The sequence below is a fragment of the Bacillus cereus genome (assembly GCF_025917685.1).
Taxonomy (GTDB): domain Bacteria; phylum Bacillota; class Bacilli; order Bacillales; family Bacillaceae_G; genus Bacillus_A; species Bacillus_A cereus_AT.
On record NZ_CP089518.1, the window covers coordinates 629,176 to 644,131 of the forward strand.

Below are 14,956 nucleotides of genomic sequence, written 5' to 3' on the forward strand. Positions count from 1 at the left end.
TTCACAATGTCTAGTAAAACACTTGCGAAATTTTTAGAAGAAAATTTAGAGGATTTAAAATCAAAGGGGCTTTATAACGTAATTGATCCGCTTGAGAGTTCAAATGGACCGATCATTACAATTGGCGGAAAAGAATATATTAACTTATCTTCAAACAACTATCTTGGATTAGCAACAGATAGCCGTTTGCAAGAAGCAGCAATTGGTGCTATTCATAAGTACGGCGTTGGAGCAGGGGCTGTTCGTACAATTAACGGTACTTTAGATTTGCATATTAAATTAGAAGAAACAATTGCAAAGTTTAAACATACAGAAGCAGCAATTGCTTACCAATCAGGATTTAACTGTAATATGGCAGCGATTTCAGCCGTTATGGATAAAAATGATGCGATTCTTTCAGACGAATTAAACCATGCTTCTATTATTGATGGTAGTCGTCTATCAAGAGCAAAAATCATCGTTTATAAACATTCTGATATGGAAGATTTACGCCAAAAAGCAATCGCGGCGAAAGAATCAGGTCTTTACAATAAATTAATGGTAATTACAGACGGTGTCTTCTCAATGGATGGAGATGTTGCAAAACTACCAGAAATTGTTGAGATTGCAGAAGAATTAGATTTAATGACGTACGTAGATGATGCACACGGTTCAGGTGTACTTGGTAAAGGTGCAGGAACTGTAAAGCACTTCGGTCTGTCTGATAAAGTTGATTTCCAAATTGGTACATTATCAAAAGCAATTGGGGTAATTGGTGGATATGTAGCAGGGAAACAAAACTTAATTGACTGGTTAAAAGTTCGTTCACGTCCATTCTTATTCTCTACAGCATTAACACCAGCTGATGCAGCAGCTTGCATGAGATCAATTGAAATCTTAATGGAAAGCACAGAGTTGCACGATCGTTTATGGGAAAATGGTCGCTATTTAAAACAAGGGTTAAAAGAACTTGGCTTTAACATCGGAGAAAGTGAAACGCCAATTACACCTTGTATTATTGGTGACGAAGTATTAACACAAGAATTTAGTAAACGTCTAAATGAAGAAGGCGTATATGCAAAATCTATCGTGTTCCCAACTGTAGCAAAAGGAACAGGACGCGTTCGTAATATGCCTACAGCAGCTCATACGAAAGAAATGTTAGATGAAGCAATTCGTAAGTATGAAAAAGTAGGGAAAGAAATGGGCATCATTTAAGTAACGACATCTTTTGAATAGCTTGCAAATGAGGAGTGGGGAAAATGAAAAAAATTCTAGTAACCGGTTCTTTAGGGCAAATTGGTTCTGAACTAGTAATGAAACTTCGTGATGTATACGGTGCATCAAATGTTATTGCAACAGATATTCGTGAAACAGATAGTGAAGTAGTAACATCTGGTCCATTTGAAACGTTAGATGTAACAGATGGACAAAAACTACATGATATTGCAAAGCGTAATGAAGTAGATACAATTATTCATTTAGCAGCTTTACTTTCAGCAACGGCAGAAAAAAATCCGTTATTTGCTTGGAATTTAAATATGGGCGGACTTGTAAATGCATTAGAAGCAGCTCGTGAATTAAACTGTAAGTTCTTCACGCCAAGTTCTATCGGTGCATTCGGTCCATCAACGCCAAAAGATAATACGCCACAAGATACAATTCAGCGTCCTACTACGATGTATGGGGTAAACAAAGTAGCAGGAGAATTACTATGTGATTATTATCATCAAAAGTTTGGCGTTGATACGCGTGGTGTACGTTTCCCAGGCTTAATTTCTTACGTAGCTCCTCCAGGAGGCGGAACAACTGACTATGCAGTTGAAATTTATTATGAGGCGATTAAAAAAGGTACATACACCTCATACATTGCAGAAGGAACGTATATGGATATGATGTATATGCCTGATGCTCTACAAGCGATCATTTCATTAATGGAAGCTGATCCAAGTAAGCTAGTGCATAGAAATGCATTTAACATTACAGCAATGAGCTTTGAACCAGAGCAAATTGCAGCATCAATTCGTAAGCACATTCCGAACTTTACAATGGATTACGCAGTAGATCCAGCTCGTCAAACAATCGCTGATAGCTGGCCAAACTCTATTGATGCGACAGCAGCAATGAAAGAGTGGGGCTTTAAAGCAGAATATGATTTAGACAAAATGACAACGGACATGTTGGCTAAGTTAAAAAAAAAGCTTGCATCTGAGTTAGTAATGAATTAATAGGAAGAGCCGATTCTTAGGAATTGGCTCTTTTATTTGTATTTTTAAGAATATACAAATAATTAAAAGCGTGATAGAATGAGTTAATTTGTGCATGAAGGGGAGAGATACAATGGAGAAATGGGAATTAGCAAAGGAAATTTATAATACATCGCGTTTAACGGGAACATTTAAGCTTCGATCAGGACAAGTATCAAATCAATACTTTGATAAGTACTTATTTGAATCTAATCCAGTACTATTATTAGAAATTGCTAAACAATTGAAAGAGCTCATTCCTCCTGAAACGGAAGTACTCGCAGGTTTAGAGATGGGAGGACTTCCAGTAGCAACGGCATTATCTTTACAAACAGGTATACCAGTTGTATTTGTAAGAAAAGAAGCGAAGAAGTACGGTACATGTAAGTTAGCAGAAGGCGTTGATATTACTGGGAAAAATGTTTGTGTTGTTGAAGATGTTATTACGACAGGCGGTCAAATATTATTAAGCACGAAAGACTTAAGAGAACTGGGTGCGAAAGTCCATCATGTTCTAGGCGTCATTGAACGAACGAAAGCGGGAAGAGAAAACTTATTAGAAGATGGCTTACAGCTACATTCTTTATTTACTATGGATGAGTTAATTGAAGGAGAAAAGCAACATGCAAAGAGTTGACGTCGTATATGCACTAATACATGATGAAGAAACGGATAAAGTATTAATGGTACATAATGCAGAACAAAACGTTTGGTCATTGCCAGGCGGAGCTGTTGAAAAGGGTGAAACGTTAGAGGAAGCTCTAGTAAGGGAAGTAAAAGAAGAGACAGGTTTAACTGCCGTGGCAGGTGGACTTGTTGCGATTAATGAAAAATTCTTTGAAGAATCAGGGAATCATGCGATACTTTTTACATTCCGAGCAAATGTAGTAAAAGGTGAACTGATTGCGGAAGATGAAGGAGAAATTTTTGCAATAGAGTGGGTGGATCGAACGATCGCAAATGAACGATTCCCATTCTACGATGGAGGATTCGAGGCATTATTAGAAGTAGCCATTCCATACAAGTTTCAACCAGAAACAAAGTAATTGAACGAAAAAAAGGAGCCAAAAGGCTCCTTTTTTCTATTCAATCGTCTTCAGTAATAGTTTCTTCAATAATGGTTTAATCTTCAAACGTAAATCTTCAGCGTGATTTGCAACTAAGAAGTGGTGGTTATAAATGTTTTTCATTAATTGATAAGTTGCTTCTTTCGCTTCGCCTTCTTCGATGAAGATTCCGATTACTTCCATACCACTTTTACGAGCAAGTTTGACAGCTTCATGCGTATCTAAAATACCGTCTTGTTGATAGTCTAGCGCAGAAGGTTCACCGTCTGTAAAGACAAGTAAGAATTTATGCTTTTCTGGTCTTTTCGCAAGCTTTTCAGAAACGATACGAATAATATATCCGTCGCGGTTATCTTCTTCTTCGCGAAGCTGCATAATTTCGGGACCAACGTTTGGCAACGTTGAGTTTTTATACGTTACAACTTCATGGATAACGTTCGGTTTATCTTCAGGTTTAGCACTAGAAGCATCTTCCCAAAAGCCGCTAATAGCGTGCGGGATTTTTAAAGATTTCAATGCTTCATGGAATAGGACAACACTTTTCTTCGTTTCTTCCATTTTGTTATACATAGAACCAGAGCAGTCCACTAGTAATTGGAATGCAACGTCGAGCTCTTGTGATTCTTGCCCTTTTTTATAAAACATGCGTGGCTGCTTTTCAGTATAAATACGAAGGAATTTCTTGCGAAGTCTTCCGTAATATTTATCACTATTTGCATTCGTTTTATTTTCAATCGTTTTCTCGATAATTTTCTTTAATTCTTTTACATCTTTATTAACGACTGATTTGATAGCTTGGTAATCTTTTTTCTCATCAGCATTTGCTTTGCGAGCTTCTTTAAATGTATGAGAAGCACCTACATTATACTTACCGTATGCACCCTCGTTTTGGCTAGAAGCGTGTGAAGCTCTTGCTTCTTCTGTATCAGCGCCATCAAAGTTGGATTGTGTACTCTTTTGAGAAGTACCTTGTACAGAACCAAGTGCTTGGTCGCCATCTTCTGATTCACGAGCAGTATCGCCCATCATGTTTGTTTTTGTTCCGCTTTCTAATTCAAAGCGTAAAAAGTTCTCGTTTTCGTTATTTTTATTTTCACGATGCCATGTGGAGAAGCTTTCATCCATTTTGTTTTTATTGTCATCGTCATCTATGAGCTGCGTATCGTCATTTGCTAAATCTTCAACGCGGCAGTTCTTTTCGTCTGCAATGACAGATAAATAAAGCGGAGCATGTCCGAAATAATTATTAAGCATATCACTTTCAAGAAGTCCTTCTAAGCGATAGCGAATTTTCTCAACGATATACATAATATCTTCTGTATTACGTGCTTGGAATGTTTCATGCAAAATTGATTCAATTTGTTCGAAATATTCATTATTAAACATTTCATATTTATCGCTCGTTAATGAAAGATAGCAGAGACAAAATAGACGATCACCGTGATAGTTACGAACACGATTGATTTCATTTTGTGAGCCGAAGTAATTGCGATACATTTCTTTTCGGCGTCTGAAAACATGCTTTGTGCCAGGGCGTAAGTTTTTTACGATTTCCTCAACACGTAAATCTTCTAATAGAACAAATAATTGTGTTAAAAACTTTTTTAGAGGCGATTCTTGTAATTCAATCGCATAAGAACGAATTAAAGTCATGTCCGAGTAATGTTTATTACCAAGTGCTTTCAAAAACACTTCGCTTTTTAATCCGATTACTGTATCCTCTTCTTTTCGATCATCCCAAAAGTGACTAATGACAACCTTTTTTTCAATTTCGTCGTAGTATGCTTTATAGCCATACTCAAGATAGGCATCGTCTTCTTTTAGAAGAGCATACATTAAGTTTTCCATTTGTAGAAACAGCGACGCATCAATTTTTTTGTCACTAAAAATTTGTCTCATGAATTATCCCTCAAAGAAATAACTTTCTGCTAATTCACGGACAGTCATTTGTTCTGTTTCATCGTTTAATTTTGCGATAATACTACGTTCAATTGCACGCATAACAGGAATATATACACCTAAATCACATGCATCGATAATGCCACGAATACTAGCCGCTTCTTCACTTACGCGCCCGTCACGAGCTAAAGGCATAAGATCGCTTGCGAATGCAACGAACTTTTCAATTGTTGCAATATCATTTAATTTTGATTCAGATAGTAATAGTTCTTTTAATGTATCACCCTGAATGTAAGGAACTTCAATAATAACGAAACGGTTTTTTAATGCTTCGTTTAGTTCACTTGTCCCAACATAACCTTCGTTAATCGCAGCAATTACGCGATATTCGTCATCACCGTATACAACTTCTTGTGTAAATGGGTTTGTAATCATTTTACGGTAATCTAGTGCACCGTGAAGAAGTGGTAACGTTTCAGGTTTTGCCATATTGATTTCATCAATATATAGGAAATGACCGTTCTTCATTGCTTTCATAAGAGGACCGTTAACGAACGTAACTTCAGATGCTCCGTCTTTCGTTTGTAATGTGTTGTATCCTAAAATACCTTCCACATCTAAATCGACAGAACAGTTAATGCTATGCATTGGTTTTTGGAATAAAGAAGAAAGAGTTTCCGCCAGTACCGTTTTACCACTACCAGTTGGTCCTTTTAGTAGAATGTTTTTACCAAGTAAAAGTGCTGTAATGGCATCTTCAATAATGCTGTTATCAGATGCTTTATATATTTTCTTTCCAATTAAATGTGCATTTTCGCCAGCTTCTTGTTTATTTTTTTCGTGAATTGTAGAAAGTTGCTGTTTTAAATCAGCATGTATATGAAATTGTTCTAACATGTATTTCCCACCTAACATTATTTTCATAAAGTAATACATCTTATGATAACTTGTTTTAATATGGTATGCAAAGAAAAGGAAAGAGAGAAAATGTAAAAGAAAAAGCAATCAATATTATATTGATTGCTTATAGTAAAGGAGAAATGAGTCGCATGAAAGACTCTAATATTCGTTTTTTGATACTTCTTTTTTGGAACGAGTTCCATTTAATTTCAGTGGAATGCTTAAAGTCTTCTTCAAAATCATGTTTAATATCATGAACGGTTTCGGATTCATAAAGTACACTAATAATTTCATAATTTAATTCAAAGCTACGTACATCCATATTTGCTGTTCCAATTGTCGCTATTTTATCATCAACGAGTACAATTTTCGCATGCATAAAACCATCTTTATAACTGTAAATGGAAGCACCAGCTTTTAAAAGTGGAGTGAAATAGGATTGAGATGCTTGATCACTAATAATACTATCACTTTTACCTGGATATAAAATGCGTACATCTATGCCGGAAATTGCACTTAAGCGTAATAATGTTAAAGTTTCTTGATCTGGAATAAAGTATGGTGTAGCGATCCAAATAGATTTTTTAGCAGATCCCATAACAGCTAGTAATGTATTACGAATACTTTTATCATCTGAGCTTGGTCCACTTGCTACAATTTGCACCGCACCTGCTGCATCCAGAATTTCTTTTCCTGGGAAGTATTGTCTATTCATAAATTGATCCCAAGAATAAGTATTCAATCCACTAGACGCATAGAGCCAATCTTCTAGAAAGATTGCTTGTAATTTATATAATGCTTTTCCTTCTATTTTTAAATGACTGTCTCGCCAAACGGGGAATTTTTTTGAGCGGCCAAGATACTCATCACCGACGTTGAGTCCCCCGGTAAAACCAATTTCTCCATCTACAATAACGATTTTTCGATGGTTACGATAATTGACCGTTTCAAGTAACCAAGCTGAAAAAATAGGGTCAAATTCTATAATTTCAATTCCAGCTTCTTTCATAGGCTGTAAAAAGCGTCTTCTTAACGTGTTACTTCCGAGTCCATCATAAAGGAAGCGTACAATAACACCGTCTTTTGCCTTCTTTATTAAAGCATCCCGAACTTTTGTACCAATTTCATCAGATTTATAAATATAGTATTGAATATGTATATGGTGTTTTGCATGCTCAATAGCTTGCAGAATTTCTGAAAATGTTTGATCTCCGTTTGTTAAAAGCTTTGTGGTCGTTCTATCTGCGGCAGGACCGCCTCCAAACTTTTGTACGACTTCTGTTAAATGTACGGAACGTTCATGTAAAGGAACTGTGAGTGACAATTCTAGTCGTCTTCCTTCTAATATTTCACGGAATAATTTTCTTTGTTCTTCTGAGCGGTGGAGATGTTTTTTTCTTCTCCAACGGCTACGCCCAAAAATAGAGTATAAAAGCACACCGACAACAGGAAGAAGTGCTAATACTAAAAACCACGCTAGGGTGCTTTGCGGGGATCTATTTTCGATAAAAATAACGAATGAAATTCCTACGATTGTAATAGACCATAGGACACCCACAAATGTATATAGCGAAATAACCGATGTATTTAAAAGGAAAAGAACGATAGATACAATTGTAAATATTAATAATAATTGAATGATAGGCTTCTTCATTTCTATAAAATTCCTCTAATCTTTCTTAAATATAGACTTCTTATATAAAAGGTGTAATCCGACATTCTTATTATAAAGCGTTTTGTTTTTTTTACAAAATATAGACATTTTCCCCATGCTTTCCGCATTTGTCCTACATACAGTATATTGTTACGTTTTTATCCCGCTATTTGCTGGTTAATGATCAGTGTAGGAGGGACAAAAATCTTGTCCCTTATATAGGAAAGGGAATGAGGTTTCTTTCCTGGATTTGTAGCAGGTGCATTATGAAGCCCAGGATATGGTTATCCATATTACGCGGATTCTTATTAAGGTGAGAAAATGGAAAGGAGAGGGGAATAATGAATTATATAGAAAATAACGGATTGTATTATCGTCATAATCATGGAGGACACCATCATAATGGCGGGCATAATCACCATGGTGGACACAATCATTATGATTATCATCATCATCATCACGGTGGTGGATGGGGTGGCGGCTCGTGGGGCGGAGGATTTTTCCCAGGAAGTTTTGCTGGAGGCATGTTAGGTGGGCTTACAGCTGGCGCATTAACGGGTGCAGCAGGTGGAGGCTACTATCCAGCACCGTACCCAGTAACATATCCAGCACCATATCCAATGCCATACCCGGGTTATCAGCAAATACCATATCAGTATTAAATTAAAAAAGAGGATATCCTCTTTTTTAGTTTAATACTATATTTATAAAATTCTTCCAAAATTAAGGTGAAAATATGTTAATATTTTGTTATTGTAATTCAGTATATTAAATGCAAATTTTGATTTTATCCCGCTATTTGTGGGCAATAAAACTCCCACCTCAAAATTCAGCTGGAACAAAGAAGTTAGGTGGAAGCCCAGCTTCCCGTAAACGCCTGATTGGTGAAGACTAATAATCAGTGGATGATGAACCCCCCACTGATTAAAGTTTCACTTTATATTATTATTCGTGAATAGTTGCATTTTATATTTTAATCTCTATTTCATTATGTATCGGCAGTTAGATTTACATCTTAACATCTCATAAAATAAAAGAGATTAGGTGTGAGGCCACATTAATAGGGAGTAGAGGCTAATATTGATGAAATTGTCACTTTAAAAATTAAAAGAATGTAAGAGAATACGGTATAATAAGTTTAGATAAACAGAGAGATGAGAAGCTTCTACTATCATTAAAATGGCACCATATTGCTTTTTTTATAAATAATATTATGTTATTTTAATCGGCCTATTTAGAAAGAATTTGTGATTTATGTAAAGGCATATTGTTAGAAAATGAAATATCTCTATTTCTATGAAGAGAAACGAGTTGTGTTTTAGTCAGATAGGAAGCAAGGAGAGATGCGCATGCTAGAACAAAGAGGTCATGCATTATATGACTCTTCATTGCGAGATTTAAAATTAGCATTAGATGAGTCTTCAATTGTTGCTATTACAGACCGAAATGGTCGTATTACATATGTGAATGATAAATTTTGTAAAATCTCAAAATATAAAAGAGAAGAGTTAATAGGAAAAGATCACCGTATTTTAAATTCTGGATATCATCCGAAAGCATTTTTTCAAATTTTATGGAAGCGTATTTTGAGTGGGAAAGTTTGGACGGGGGAAATTCGAAATCAAGCAAAAGATGGTACGTATTATTGGGTTAAAACAACAATTGTTCCATTTCTAAATGAAAAGGGTGAACCCTATCAATTTATTGCAATTCGAAATGATATAAGTAGTAGGAAAGAAGCAGAACAAAGATTACGATTAAGCGAAAGTCGTTATAGGGAACTTGCTTATCACGATGCGTTAACAAGTTTACCAAACCGTTTACAGTTAATTACGACTGTAAATAAGATGATTGCAGAGAAAATAGAGTTTGGCATGATTTACTTTGATTTAGATCGTTTTAAATTAGTGAATGATACGTTAGGTCATATGATAGGAGATTTACTTTTAAGCGAAGTTGCTTCACGGTTGCATTATGTGCTAGGAGAGAAAGATGTTCTGGCTAGGCTGGGTGGCGACGAATTTGTGTTGTTAACAAAAACTCATACACATGATGAGATGGGGCAGTTAGCGACATCGGTATTGTCATGCTTTCAAGCGCCATTTATGCTTGAAGGTCATGAAGTATATATTTCAGCTAGTCTAGGACTTTGTTCCTATCCGCAAGATGGAAAAGACGTTGAAACGTTATTGAAAAATTCGGATTTAGCCATGTACAGTGCAAAAGAGCAAGGAAGAAATGCGGTGTGCTTCTTTACAGATGAATTACGTGCGAAAATAAACCGTAGAATGAAAATAGAATTTGCTTTGCAAAAAGCAATTCGTGACGAAGAATTAAAAGTGGCATTACAGCCTATTATTGATTTGAAAACAAAGAAATGTACTGGTATTGAAGCTTTAGTACGTTGTAATACAGAAGAAGGACCTATTTCACCAAGTGAATTTATACCTGTAGCTGAAGAGTGTGGACTTATTATAAAACTAGGAGACTGGGTACTAGAAAAGTCATGTCGACTGTTTAAAACTTTACCAGAGTATCAAGAGGGACTGAAGTTATCTGTTAATTTATCAATGCAACAATTGATGCAAAAGCGATTTATTTTATCTGTTCGTAGTATATTGAAGCGCACAGGATTTTCACCAAATCGTTTAATATTAGAAATAACAGAAAGTATAGCTGTACGTCATTTTGATTATATTATTGCTACATTACAAGAATTAAGAAGTATGGGGATTTTAATCGCTTTAGACGATTTCGGAACAGGGTATTCCTCATTATATTATTTAAAAAAACTCCCACTTGATATTGTGAAAATTGATCGTAATTTTATTCGTGAGTTTCATTATGATCACGCACAACCTGAGCGAACGATTGTAAAATCGGTTATTGAGATTGCCCATAGTTTAAATTTATTAGTGGTTGCTGAAGGGGTAGAAACGGTAGAACAAGAAGGTTTATTACAATCAATGGGTTGTGATTTTGTGCAAGGTTTTTATTATGCAAAACCGCTAGATGTAGGTGAACTAAAAGAAAAGTTATTAACTGATTTTTAATAAAAAAAGAGAAGCGGAATGCTTCTCTTTTTTATTATTTTTTTTGTGAATCTTTCATTAAAATTGGATAAAGAATAAGGCCTAATACAAACAACCCAATTCCTAAGAAGAAAGTTTTTAAATCAGCAGTTCCTGTTTTAATAACCCAAATGGAATATAAAAATGCTAGTGCAGTAATGATACCATCTTTTATGCGAGATCCAGGCATTATGTCATACGTTTCGCCCGTAATAACTAATTTTAATTGATACAAGGTAGAAACAAGGTAGGGGATTAAATATGCTAATGTCGCTACAACAATAGCGAAATTATATGCTTCTGAAACCGTACCAGAAATCGTTGAAAATAAGAAAATTTGTGTCATTACATTTGTAATAAATAATGATTTTGAAGGACTGCCTTTTTTATTTGTTTTTCCGAAGAACTTAGGGAAAAGCCCATTTTTTGCTGCTTGGTAAGGTACTTCTGAGCTAACAACGATCCAGCCTACAGTAGAGCCGAATAAAGATACGAGTGCAAGTAAGGCCATTATATAAGCACCTTTACTACCAATTGCTAAATTTAATGCATCTACTAATGGCTTTTGAGACTCTTTTAAAACATCTTGCGGAAGAGCGCCCATTGTTAGTAGAGTAATTGCCATGTAAATAAGAAGAGCAATAATTAATCCGAAAATCGTTGCTTTTTTAACATCACGCTGAGATTTTGCACGATTAGAAAGCATAACTGCTGACTCAATACCGATAAACGCCCAAAGTGTTGCAATAGCCGCTGAATTTATTTGTCCACCTAATGAAATGGCTTGTCCAGATTCATTCATAAATGTTTGACCGTCTCCGAAATTAGAGGCATTGAAAATGAATAATGTGATTACAATAAACATTGTAAATCCGATGATTTTTGCAATGGTAGCAAGAAGATTCATATTACCAGCGCGATCAATATTTTGAGATAGAATATATTGAATACCCCATAACATAAGGCTACATACGAGGAAAGTTAACCCTTTTCCAAGTTCTAGTGAAAATCCATTTATTGAAAAGAGAATTTGCTTACTTTGTAAAATAGGAAAGAAGGTTGATAAATATCCTGCAAAGGAAATAATTACAGATGCTGTAGCAGCCCAGTTAGCAGCCCAATATCCCCAAGCCATACTATAACCTGCAACTTTACCTGCCTTTTTGGATGTAAACATTGCTTGGGCATAACTTTGTGGTCCGGCTTTTAATTCTGGTTTTCGAATTGCTAAATTTCCAAATACGAGTGCAATCATAAATACGCCAAGTCCTGTAATACTCCATGCAAGTGTAGAACCCATTGGACCTGATACGTGTGCTAAATTTGCTGGGAGCATAAATACGCCACCGCCAACCATATTCCCGATAACAAAAGCTGTTAAAACCCATAATCCCCATTTTTTCGTTTCCATTTTTGTTAACTCCTTTGTAGTAAGATTTGCTTAAACATCATTTTTTACTAGCTTTTTGGCAATAAAAAAAGAGCCATGTAGATAAAAAATACCTACATGGCTCTTTGCCAAAGCGTAGGTACAACGGGAATAACCCTTGTACCTACGCGTAATTTTTCCGCTAGGTTTCAAGGGTTAAGTATGATGATGATGTTTTTGTGCAAATGTAACTACAATTGTTGTATAAGTAAGCATAGTTCTTTGCTCCCTTTCTCCTCTGATTTTGAAGTTAGTATACTACATGTTTTTTTGAATGAAAAGAAAAATATAAATTTTTTTATAAAAATACGTATCCTTGGTTAAATATTTATCTATATTTTTCTTGAACTGGAAAATAAGTGAGAGATTGGCAGAAGAGTGTAGCGTGGTATAATACATATAGAATTAGAAGGTGACAAGGGGCTATTGTAGATGATGAGTAAGTATGAACAAATTTATACAGAAATCAGTAAGTCTATTGATAATAAACAATTAAAAGAGGGATGCAAAATCCCATCAGAAACTGAATTAATGAGGCAGTATGAAGCAAGCCGAGGAACTGTAAGAAAAGCGGTAGATTTATTGCAAGAGCGTGGATATGTACAAAAAATTCATGGAAAAGGTGTTTTTGTATTAAAGCGAAAAAATATTGAGTTTAACTTCGGTGGCATTGTAAGTTTTCAAGAAGAAAATGAGCGTCTAGGACGTCATTGTATTACAGAAGTCGTGGAAATGGAGAAAGAAGAAGCGACAAAAGAGGTTGCCAAATTATTAAACGTGAAAGAAAAAACAGAAATAGATCATATTAAACGTGTGCGAAATATTGATGGAGAAAAAGTAATTTTAGATATAAATCATTTTGTATCTGAGTTTATTCCAGGGTTAACGAGAGAAATTGCAACGGCATCAATTTATAAATACATTGAGAAAGAATTAGGGCTACATATTAGTTATTCGCAGAGGGTAATTGAAGTGCAGCCGTGTACAGATGATGACCGAAAGTATTTAGATTTAAATGGCACAGATTATGTTGTCGTTGTGAAAAACTTTACTCATTTATACGATGGGAGTCAATTCGAATATACGGAATCACGTCACCGCTTAGATATTTTTCACTTTTCGGATGTGGCGCGAAGAAAGTAAAGAGGTGAAACGAAATAACGTTTCATCTTTTTTTTATAAAAAAATCATCAACTCGTATATACGAGTGTTGACTAACTTATATATACGAGTTAATATGTAAGTGTAAACGGTATCAAAAACAGAAAAGAGGGACGGGAATATGGGGAAAGACTATCGTAAAACAGCAGAGGAAGTGTTGCAGTATATTGGTGGGAAAGACAATATTGAACAAGCTGCGCACTGTGTAACGAGGCTCCGTATCGCTTTAAAAGATGAAAGTAAAATAGATAATGATAAATTGCAGTCTGTTTCATTAGTAAAGGGAGCGTTTCATAATGCTGGGGTATTTCAAGTTGTAATTGGTCCAGGTGATGTCGATCGAGTATACGCTGAATTGATAACGCTTGCAGGTATGGAGGAATCGACAGTAGCTGACGTGAAAGATTCTGGAAATCAAAAGTTGAATCCGGCTCAAAAGTTTGTAAAAGTATTTTCAGATGTATTTATGCCGATATTACCAGCGATCGTAACAGCTGGTTTACTAATGGGGATTAACAATTTATTAGGGGCAAAGGACTTATTTTTTGATGGTAAAAATTTATTAGATGTTTATCCGAATTTAGGCGGGCTTTGGGATTTAATTAATATGATGGCCAATACAGCATTCGTATTCTTACCAGCACTTGTCGGTTGGTCAGCAACGAAGCGTTTTGGTGGTAGTCCAATACTAGGTATTGTTATGGGCTTAATGCTTGTGCATCCGGCCTTATTAAACGCCTGGGATTATGGAAAAGCAGCGACTGGTTTAGAAGGTCAAAAGATTGAGTACTTCAATATTTTAGGATTGTTCCAAATTGAAAAGGTAGGATATCAAGGTCAAATCCTGCCGGTGTTAGTAGCAGCGTTTGTATTGAGTAAAGTAGAGATTTTCCTAAAGAAACATGTACCAAATGCAATTCAATTATTAGTTGTACCAATTACAACAATCGTTGTAACAGGTGTGTTAGCATTAGGAATTATTGGTCCAGTTACACGTCATATTGGAGATTTATTAACAGCTGGATTAGTGGGCGTATATGAAACAGTACCAGTAGTTGGAGCAGTATTATTTGGAGCATTATATGCACCGCTTGTAATTACAGGTATGCACCATATGTTTATTGCTATTGATTTACAATTAATTGCACAACATGGCGGTACATTTATTTGGCCGATGATTGCTCTTTCTAACATTGCGCAAGGTAGTGCGGCACTTGCAATGTTCTGGATTTCTAAAAATCAAAATGATAAAAGTATGGCATCGACATCAGCAATTTCCGCGTACTTCGGTATTACAGAGCCAGCGATGTTTGGTGTGAATTTACGAAATAAGTTCCCGTTTTATGCAGCAATTATAGGATCTGCTGTGGCATCGATATTCATTACATTAAATGGTGTATTAGCACCTGCTATCGGAATTGGCGGATTGCCAGCATTTATTTCTATCATTCCGAAATCGATTCCAATGTTTATTGTAGGAATGATTATCGCAGTTGTAATCCCGTTTACGTTAACATGGTTATTTGCGAAAAGAGTTAAATAGAAGTAGG

General features: G+C 35.6%; 12 protein-coding genes. 8 read left to right on the forward strand and 4 right to left on the reverse strand.

From position 1 onward, the window contains the following. Nucleotides 1-6 precede the first annotated feature (6 nt). The 4 genes from LUS72_RS03170 to LUS72_RS03185 all read left to right on the forward strand — a co-directional run bounded on the left by LUS72_RS03170 (nucleotide 7) and on the right by LUS72_RS03185 (nucleotide 3,271). A complete protein-coding gene (locus LUS72_RS03170) occupies nucleotides 7-1,197 on the forward strand; it encodes a glycine C-acetyltransferase (protein ID WP_000095914.1) in 1,191 nt (396 codons plus the stop codon). A gap of 44 nt (nucleotides 1,198-1,241) precedes the next feature. After that, a complete protein-coding gene (locus tag LUS72_RS03175; protein WP_071772176.1) occupies nucleotides 1,242-2,207 on the forward strand; it encodes an L-threonine 3-dehydrogenase in 966 nt (321 codons plus the stop codon). Between the two features lie 112 nt (nucleotides 2,208-2,319). Further along, entirely contained in the window at nucleotides 2,320-2,862 is a 543-nt protein-coding gene (gene pyrE / locus LUS72_RS03180) for an orotate phosphoribosyltransferase (protein ID WP_141533279.1), read from the forward strand. Next, nucleotides 2,849-3,271, forward strand: a complete 423-nt coding sequence (locus LUS72_RS03185) for an NUDIX hydrolase (RefSeq protein ID WP_097832839.1) — start codon at nucleotides 2,849-2,851, stop codon at nucleotides 3,269-3,271. The genes pyrE and LUS72_RS03185 overlap by 14 nt, the downstream gene beginning before the upstream one ends. 36 nt (nucleotides 3,272-3,307) lie before the next feature. Here LUS72_RS03185 and LUS72_RS03190 read toward each other — a convergent pair whose 3' ends face one another. From LUS72_RS03190 to LUS72_RS03200, 3 genes are all read right to left on the reverse strand, one after another. Next, nucleotides 3,308-5,191, reverse strand: coding sequence for a vWA domain-containing protein (locus LUS72_RS03190; RefSeq protein ID WP_097832840.1), 1,884 nt, complete (start codon nucleotides 5,189-5,191; stop codon nucleotides 3,308-3,310). Between the two features lie 3 nt (nucleotides 5,192-5,194). After that, complete coding sequence (locus tag LUS72_RS03195) at nucleotides 5,195-6,088, reverse strand: ATP-binding protein (protein WP_071743789.1); 894 nt, start codon at nucleotides 6,086-6,088, stop codon at nucleotides 5,195-5,197. Between the two features lie 127 nt (nucleotides 6,089-6,215). Then, entirely contained in the window at nucleotides 6,216-7,745 is a 1,530-nt protein-coding gene (locus tag LUS72_RS03200; RefSeq protein ID WP_097832841.1) for a cardiolipin synthase, read from the reverse strand. A 341-nt stretch (nucleotides 7,746-8,086) separates the two neighbouring features. Between LUS72_RS03200 and LUS72_RS03205 the strand changes: the two genes are divergently transcribed. Both LUS72_RS03205 and LUS72_RS03210 read left to right on the forward strand, forming a co-directional pair. Further along, nucleotides 8,087-8,407 carry a cobalt transporter gene (locus tag LUS72_RS03205; RefSeq protein WP_097832842.1) on the forward strand — a complete coding sequence of 107 codons (321 nt, stop codon included), beginning with the start codon at nucleotides 8,087-8,089 and terminating at the stop codon, nucleotides 8,405-8,407. Between the two features lie 687 nt (nucleotides 8,408-9,094). Beyond that, complete coding sequence (locus LUS72_RS03210; protein ID WP_097832843.1) at nucleotides 9,095-10,798, forward strand: putative bifunctional diguanylate cyclase/phosphodiesterase; 1,704 nt, start codon at nucleotides 9,095-9,097, stop codon at nucleotides 10,796-10,798. A 34-nt stretch (nucleotides 10,799-10,832) separates the two neighbouring features. Here LUS72_RS03210 and LUS72_RS03215 read toward each other — a convergent pair whose 3' ends face one another. Then, entirely contained in the window at nucleotides 10,833-12,227 is a 1,395-nt protein-coding gene (locus LUS72_RS03215; RefSeq protein WP_097832844.1) for an amino acid permease, read from the reverse strand. 450 nt (nucleotides 12,228-12,677) lie between these two features. Between LUS72_RS03215 and treR the strand changes: the two genes are divergently transcribed. Both treR and treP read left to right on the forward strand, forming a co-directional pair. Further along, nucleotides 12,678-13,388: a trehalose operon repressor gene (treR, locus tag LUS72_RS03220; protein WP_097832845.1), complete on the forward strand. Its 711-nt coding sequence runs from the start codon at nucleotides 12,678-12,680 to the stop codon at nucleotides 13,386-13,388. Between the two features lie 139 nt (nucleotides 13,389-13,527). Next, the gene (gene treP / locus LUS72_RS03225) at nucleotides 13,528-14,949 is read left to right on the forward strand and encodes a PTS system trehalose-specific EIIBC component (RefSeq protein WP_097832846.1); all 1,422 of its coding nucleotides are present in this window, start codon (nucleotides 13,528-13,530) and stop codon (nucleotides 14,947-14,949) included. The last annotated feature ends 7 nt before the right edge of the window (nucleotides 14,950-14,956 follow it).